The organism is Nocardiopsis protaetiae (genome assembly GCF_045446735.1).
Taxonomy (GTDB): domain Bacteria; phylum Actinomycetota; class Actinomycetes; order Streptosporangiales; family Streptosporangiaceae; genus Nocardiopsis; species Nocardiopsis protaetiae.
Genome location: NZ_JBJJBV010000274.1, coordinates 1 through 8,783, shown reverse-complemented (window position 1 = coordinate 8,783; position 8,783 = coordinate 1). Strand labels below are relative to the sequence as shown.

The following is an 8,783-nucleotide window of genomic DNA, read 5'->3' as shown; positions in this document are numbered from 1 at the left end:
CCGGGCCGGAGGCGGTCCGGGTCGCGAACTGGGAGGCGGAGCGAGAGGCCCTGGAGCGCAGGATCACCACGCTCGAACAGGAGGAGCTGCGCCGGCGGACGGCGCAGGACGGGGACGGCGAAGAGGACACGGCCTCCCCGCACGAACAGGCCCGGCGGCTGCGCCAGGAGATCCAGGAGACCGCGGCGGACCTGAACCGCTTGGAGGACGAGGCCCGGCAGTGGGGCCGCACGTTCCGGGACACGACGCGGGACGCCTCGGACCGGTTGGACGCGATCACGCAGCTCCTCGACGCGGTGGCGTCCCGCACCGACGGCACCGCAAGGTCCGTGCAGCGGATGCGGGCGGAGATGCTGGAGGCCCGCACCCACCACCGGGCCGCCGAGCGGTCCGTCGAGGTGGCGCAGACGCACTTCCAGGGGCGGTCGAACCGCTCGGCGGACCTGGACCGGCTCATCGGCCCCGACGTCCCCGGCACGTCGGTGTCCCCCCGGCCACGCGACGGCGACGCCCACGGCACCCTGGACCGGGTCGGGGAGATCCTGGACGACGCGGACGCGCTGTTCGCCGCCGCGCAGGACAAGGTGAGCCGGCAGCAGGGCTCGGTCACCGCGACGCGGGAGAGCGTCTCCGATCTCCGCGACCGGCTCGGCACCCTGCACGGTGACGCGGACGCCACGCAGAACCGGCTGATCCCACTGGTCGAGGCACTACAGGAGCGGATGCAGAACCTGGTGGGGCGGGCGTCCCCGGACACGGAGGGCGCCGCCCCGCCGCCGACCGGCCACGACGGCCGCGGCGACCGGCGGGACCGCGACGAGCCCGACAACGGCGGGGAGATCCCGGTCCGGGCCCCCGGACCGGCACCGCGGGACGGTGCCCCGGTCGAGGTGTTCCGGGCCGTGACCGGCGGCGCGTTCCGACCGGACCTGGACACCGCCCGGCGGCTCCTGCCCGAGGTGCGCGAGGCGCGCGCCGAGGCGGCCCACGCCTTCGAACAGGCCCGGGCCTTCCGGCGGGAGGCCGCCCTCCAACGCGAGAGCGCACCCTGGATGTCGACGCTGTACACGGCGATGGCCGAGGGCGCCCGCGAGCGCGGGCTCGCCGCCGAACGGCACGCCGACGAACTCCACGACCGGCTCCGCACGGCACTCGACGGCGGCGCGCCCGTCCAGGTCAACGCAGTGCTCGGCCAGGAGGCGCAGAGCCCGCTCCCCGCGCCGTCGCGGCCGACCGCGACCGAGTCCCCCGCGCCCGAGAAGGGCCCCCAGGACCCGCCGCGGCCGAAGGAGCCCACCACCTCCACCCGGAAGGAGCGCTCCGCCGGGCTCCTCGCGTCCAAGGATCCCGACAGCGACTCCGACGGCGACCCCGGTCCCCTCACCCGGAGAAGCGGTGGCCTGGGCACCGGCGGAGCCGACGGCCGGGGCGTCGGCGAGGGCGGACCCCCGCCGCCCAAGGACGGCACGAGCGCCACCCCCGGCGAGCCCGTCTACGCGCTGGACTACCTCCTGGAGTCCCGCCTGATGGGCCCGCAGCTGATGTTCGCCGACCACCTGGCCACCGCCGTCGGCACCACGCGGACCACGACCACGGGTCGGACCGCGCTGTCCGACGCCGAGAACACCGCGTTCCTCCAGGCCCTGGACGCGGAGATCGCGCGCGTGGGCGTGCCGCCCTTCCTGCGGGGCACGGGGCACCCCGTCACCTTCACCGTCGGTCAGCAGCAATGGACGGCCGACGTGCGCCTGCGCTCGGACCGCGACGCCTACCGTCTGCTGCCCGCCGACACCGACGGCGACTCGCCCCAGTACCTGCTCAGCCGCGGCCACGAGCGCGGACACACCACCGGCACCTCGACGGGGAACTCCACCGGCTCGGGCCGCTCCCTCAGCCTGAAGTTCAGCGGCAACCCGATCTTCCTGGGCGCCGACGCCCTGACCGGCGCCTCCATCGGCCCCAACGTCAGCCTGGGCGGAAAGTTCTCCCAGGGGGCGCGCTCCACCGCCACCTCCGCGTCCGTCAAGACCACCGCGGCCACCGCGATCGAGAACGCCTCCTCGGTGTTCCTGTACGCGGCGGACCTGCGGATGACCGCGGACATCCGCCCGCCCGACGGACATCCCACCCTGGCCGGGCCGTTCACCGAGCACGCCGTCGCGCACGACGCGATGGCCCTGGCCCTCCAGGGCGAGGTCGCCGCCTCCTCGGCGCAGGCGCCCCGGCACATCGACTTCTCCCAGGGCGACGACCCGCGGACGGAGCACGGTGGGCTGCCGCTCAGGCTCAGCGAGGTCGTCCACGTGGCCACCGCCCAGGACGGCACGGTCACCCGGACGACACTCGGCGACTGGGTGGCCGAGCGGCTGGTGCCGAGCGGGGAGGACGGGAACAAGGCGAAGAAGGTGCGGGAGCGCGGGACCCTGCGCTCGTACATCCGGGAGGCCCTGACCCGGGAGAAGCTCCAGGAGTACCTGCCCAACATGGGCGCCAGCGCGATCACCCTGACCCTGTCCGACCCCGACGGCACCAGCCGCATGGTACGGCTGTCGAGCAGGCCGGTGGAGGCCACGGCCAGGGACCACACGCCGAAGGTGTCGGAGTTCAGCAAGTTCGACACCGTGGACCGCTCCTCCGGGCACTCCAACACCCGGTCGCGGTCCCGGGGTTTCAGTATCGGCGCCGGTTTCGGCGCGGCGTTCGAGCTGCCCAGCGGGCACACGCTGCGCATGGACACACCGACGCTGGAGTACAGCTACAACCGGTCCCGGAGCAGGACCCACGACCAGAAGCAGAGCGGGTCGCGGCGGACCCTGACCCGCGCGGTCGCCGAGGGCGAGGACGTCGTCTCCTACGACGTGCGGCGCGCATTCACCGCGCAGGCGGAGGGCGACGCGACACCCACCGTGTTCGAGGGGAGCAGCACCGAGCTGATCCCCCTGTCGGACGCGCTCGACTGGAACCGAGCGGCCACCCGGACGGGCGGCGGGCAGCCGGTCCCGGACCCGAACGCCCCGCTCCCGCCGTTGCTCAACCTGCGCGAGACCCGCGTCACCGACTTCACCGGTGCGACCGTGACGGGGTACGCCCGCACCGGTCCCCCGGACCCGGACGGGTTCTCCGTGTACGAGCGGCTGGCGTACAACGTGCTCCAGGAGATCGCCCGGATCCACCCCGGCATGGTCATCCCGGACCTGGCGCGGACGAGTACGAACTACGCGCGCCGGGCGGCGAACACCCCGTTCCACCAGCGGACCCTGCGCGAGCGGCAGTGGTTCCGGCGCAGCCGGAACATCGCCCGGGACAACACCATGCGGGTGCTGGAGGCACTGTCGGAGTCCTCTCTGCGCTCCCGCGCGGGCGAGCTGGCCTCCCCCGAAGGGCTGCCGATCCACCTGACCGAGGACGCCACCCTCGACCCGAAGCTGATGTGGAAGAGGGAGGAACTGCTGCGTCCCGACACCGTGACCGTGCGCGTCCACGCGAACTTCGGCCCGCTCCAGCACCACAAGGAGGTCCCCACCCAGACGGGTACGCGCTCGGGCGGGTCGGCCGGGTTGGACTCCTCACGGGGCAAGGGGTCCACGCACACCGTCAGCCTGGGCGCGGGGTTCGGGCAGATACGCCCGGAGCAGGAGGACGCGCGCGGCCTGCCCTCCCGGTTCGGCGCGGTGTCCGCCTCGCTGGTCGGCACCATGGGCCGGTCGATCAGCCGGTCGCTGGGCCTGTCCCACACCAACGACGAGTACCTCTTCTTCCCCGGCGGGTCGGACCGCTGGCACAGCAACGTGGCCTTCAGCGCGCGCCTGCACGAGTACGACGCCGACGACCTGACCCGCGGCGGCGCCGGGGTTCCGCTGCCGAGCGCCGTGCTGACCGCCCGCGCCACCCTGAGCACGACGCGGACCCGGACCGCTCCGGTGACACCCCGGCCCGTGGGGACCGCCGCGCGCCCGGCGCTGCCACCGATCGCCGAGGAGACCGGGGTCGACGGGACCGGCGACGGAACGGCCGGGGCCGGGGGGCCCGCGCCCGCCACCGCTCCGCCGCCCGGGGTCGAACCGCTCAACGCCGACCGGGCCCGGCGGATGATCGGCGGCCACCTCTTCCGCGAGGCCGTGCCCGCCGACCCCGACTCGACACCCGAGCGCACCCGCGCCCGGCAGTTGTTGCAGGCCGGCGGGACCCCGACACGCGTGGCCACCGACCTGCCCGGCCAGAACAGCGGCAATGTGCTGCGGAACACGTACCGAACGATCGTGGGACCGAGGCGCGGCCCGTACGGGATCTTCGACGGCTTCGGCCGCAAACTCCGCAGGTTCCTGGAGACCGGGGGCTCGGGCCGGTCCTCCCTGGAGAACCTGCTGTCGTCCGACACCCTGTCCTCCGGCCCGGGCCTGACCTCCCGCACCGGTGTGCGCTCGCGCGAGGAGATGAGCGGCGGGCTCCTCTCCCCGCACGACGTGCGCTTCACCACCGCCACCCGGGTCGAACCGGAGGCGATCGAGGACCTCCAGCAGGTCCGCGCCCAGATGATCATGGTCGGCGAGACCACCCTGAACATGAGCTCCGCCGCCACCCGCTCCACGAGCGTGGACGCCCGCCTGGGCGGCTCCGTGGCCGGGACGAGCAACCGCTACGTCAACAAGGACGTCCAGGAGAACGACCCCGACAACCGGCTCACCCCCGGGAACGCGATCCGTCCGATCCCCCTGGGCGCTCCCGGCTACACCTGGAACCTCCTCTCCTCCCGGCTCACCGACACCGTGACCGCGTCGTTCTCCTCGACGATCATCCTGGTGCCCAAGCACATGACGGCATACGCCTACCGGATGTCGGGGCGGATCAGCCAGGCCGTGGAGCTGATGAAGAACTGGGGCATCGTGTTCCCGGCCCGCTGGTACACGCAGTTCCGGGGATGGACGGCCCAGGTCTCCGACCTGCTGTCGGGGTACGTGTCGGCGCGCGACGCCCAGGAGGCGGGCGTGATCCTGGACCGGGTCGCCGAACAGCAGGACGGCAGCCTGGTCGTGGACTCGCAGCCGAACCCGGGCAAGCCCACCCACGCCCGTGTCCGCCCCGGGTTCGAGGGCTCGGGCCGCCGCGCCCAGCCCGCCGACCCCACCGCGGCACTGCACGACCTGGCGACCAACCTGGCCGCCCAGAACCTAGAGCTGACCGCGCAGAGCCGGGAGCGGCTGCTCCAGGCACTGACCACCCAGCTCGGCAACGCCACCGACGACACCACACCGGTCCCGGTGCGCGTCCGCGAACTGGGCCCGGACCCGGTGGACGACGCCACCTTCCCGCGGCCGATGCGCCGGGCCCGCAACGCGCACGTCCACCTGCGCACCGTGGTGGGCGCCCAGACCACCACCGTGGACCACATGGCCTCCTCCGACGCCATGATCGAGTCGCACACCTGGAAGACCGGCGACTCCCACACCGACACGGACACCACCGGCGGGTCCTTCTCCGCCGACGCCGTCCTGCTCCAGCCCACCCCGTTCACGGGCGACGAGAGCGGACCGGACGACCAGCCCGGGCAGCGGCCCCTGTTCGTCACCCCCGCCGCCGGCCGGAGCGTCGGCCACAGCGACAGCCGGACGCAGAGCCACGCGACCGGGGAGACGCACAAGGTCCGCCTGGACATCTTCGGCCCCTACGTGAAGCTGGAGCAGGACACGACCGTGTCGCTGACACTGGTCGGCCGGAACGGGCTGAACATCACCGGCCGCGGCGACGGCGGCACGGTCCGGACCACCTACCCCTACCCCTACATCGACTTCTCCGACCCGGCGACGGCCGCGACGGCGACCACCACGGGCGGGGCGATCGCGACCACGGGCGGGGCCGCCACCGGACCGCCCCCCGCACGCCCCGAGCAGCCCGACCCGAACACACACGACCCCGCGCAGAACTCGCTCGGCCAGGTGCTGTCCGAATGGGCCCGGCGGACCACCGCCGCCCGGCGGGCCGCCGACGCCCAGGCCCTCCCCGACGTGCCCGCCGACCTCCTGTTGCTGCCCACCGCCGTCCAGGGCAGCACGGACACCCTGCGGGACACCGCGATCGTCGTGGTCGCCCGCTCCCTCAACTGGAACCACCGGGACGGGGAGATCCACAACGGCGCCTACACCCCCGAGGCGGTGGCCCGGGCCCGCCGGTTCATCGCCGACAAGCTGCTGCTCGACCGCCTGTACACGCCCATCGACCAGAGCACCGCCTCCCTCTCCCTCAAGTCCCTGTTCCACCAGGCCATGCACCGCCCCCAGGGCACGCCCATCCTCACCATCGGCGACACCGAGTGGCGGCTCAAGGCCCTGCCGGACTTCCACGGCGCCCGCATCCTGGACACCGTCCCGGGTTCGCGGCTGAGCCGGGAGGAGGCCACCGAGGAGACCTCCAACACCTCGGCCGGGTACACCGCCACCACCGGCCAGGAGGGCTCGGTCCGCCCGGCCATGGTGAACACCGAATCCCCCGTCTACGAGGACCACGCCGCGGTCATAACCGCGACGCCCGGTCCGGGCACCGCGCGCAACGCGTCCTCCAGAGCGGAGGGCGAGGCGAACAAGAGCTCCCGGCTGCCCGAGTCCGAGGACAACCGGTCGGGCCCCGCCTACCTGGTCGAGTTCGACGTGACCTGGGCGGTGGCCGCCGAGAGCAAGGTGGAGACGCCCTTCTGGAAGCGCGGCGACGGCGGCCCCCTGCGCGCCTCCGGCGAGACCACCGGCACCGTCAGCGGCTGGGTGACCCAGAGCGACGCGATCCGGCTGGGCATCCTCGACCCCGCGCGGGCCCCGCAACTGCTCACCCTGAACAACGACGTCCACACCGCCCGCGCCAACCTCGCCGACGCCGAGGGCGACTACATGCGCGACCGGACGGACCTGGAGGGCCCCGTCCAGGACTTCGTCCGCGCCCACCAGGCCCACACCCGGGCGACCACCCCCGCCGCCCCGCAACCCACCGGGGACGGGACACAGCAGCCCGCGCCCGCCCCGGTGGACCCGGCGGCCGTCGCGCGCACCCGGCAGGCCCTGGCCCGGGCCCGCCAGGAGTACGACGACCAGGTCCAGCGCTATCAGGCGTCCCTGAGCGGATACAACACGCGCATCGACGAGTGGACCGCCACCCTGAACCGCACGCGGGGCACCCTGGCGTCGATCAACACCCCGGCACCCGCCACCGCTCCCCCGGCGCCCGCCCCGGCACCGGCCACGGCGCCCGGCTACGGGCCGCAGGTGTCGGACCACCTGGTCGAGCGGTTCGCCTCCGAACTCAACCTGGTCCCGACCGGGGAGGACCCCACCGGCCCGACCGCCGTGAACGCGGCTCGGGAGGCCGCGCGGAAGGCGGCGGACCGGATCCAGGACTTCGCCGCCAAGGTCAACCAGACCCGCGTCGACCTCGACGTCATCTCCGGGGACGTGAGCGGGGCGAGGGCGCGGATCACCGGCTTCGGAGCGACCACCGCCACCGCGACGAGGCAGACCGCCGACCGGACCACCACCCTCGGCGACCGCCTCACACCCCTGGGCACCGAGGCCGAGCGGCTCCGGACGGACATGGACAATGCCCTGGCCGACGGGACCGACCAGCGCGCTGCCCGGATCTCCCGGGTGTTGCGGGAGATGACCGGACTGCACAGGCAGGCGACCGAGCTGCACCAGGACGCCGAGGCCCACAACACCCAGGCCGAGACCCGGGCCGCCCAGGCCCGCAACCGGGTCGAGGAGGCACGGAACCTGCTGACGAACGGCCGCACCGGCGTCGCGAACGCCCGGGCCGCCGTGGACCGCTGGCGCGGGTTCACACCGCTCAGGGAGGCCGACCTGAGCGAGGCGGAGATGACCCTGCGCCTCGCCGGGCAGGACCCGGGCCTTCCGGTGAACGGGCTGACCGCGGCGCGCGCGAACCTGAGGTACAACGCCCAGGACATGCGGGACACCCTGCGGACCGCGGAGGCCGTCCTCCAGGAGGTGGCCGCGGGAGAGCGGGTCCTGCCCGCACTCGTCACCGACGCCGACGGCGCCGCGGCCGCCCACCGGGACGCCGCCGACCTGGCCCGGGACACGAACGCCCTGGCCGACCTCCTCCGGCAGAGAGTCGCCGCGCTCAGCACCGTGGACACCGGTGGCGGCCGGAGCGGGGCGCCCCGCGACGATGACAACGCCCCCGCACCCGCCCCGGTGCCGGAGCGGCCCACCGGCGGACAGCAGCCCATCACCGTGCTCACCGCGCTGACCGACACCCCCGACCTGGGCTCCCGCCTGGAGGAGGCCAGGACCCTGGTCCGGGAGGCCCACGCACGGCGCTCAGCCGCCGTCCGGCACTTCACGGCGGCCCGGAGCCTGCGGGAGTCGGCCGAACGCTACCGGGAGACCTCCCCCGAACTCGCCGATTTCGTCACCCTCGTGTCCCGGGACGAGATGGCCAAGGGCTGGGCCGCGCACCGGCACGCCGCGGAGCTGGAGGGCCCCATGAACGCCCTCCTGCGCCCCACCGGGCCCGTGCAGGCGTTCCCCTTCCTGGGGAGGGAGGACGACGGCGGCCGCCCGGCGCGGCGGACGCCACCGCCCGTCCGCGACACCCCCGGCGCGAGCACCTCGGGCGGGCCCGGCGGTTCGGGCGGCCCGAGCAGGTCCGGCGGCTCGGGCGGCCCGGGCCGCCCCCTGCCCCCGCGACCGGTACCGACCGCGCAGACCGGCGGCTCCCCGGCGCGACCGCTGCCCACGCCCGGCCCCGACGCCGTCCTGCGCGCGGATGAGGCGGTCCCG

General features: G+C 74.5%; 1 pseudogene. It reads left to right on the top strand.

What is annotated here, in order from left to right:
• Nucleotides 1–8,783: pseudogene (locus ACJOT3_RS28825) on the top strand (hypothetical protein); the annotation flags it as partial.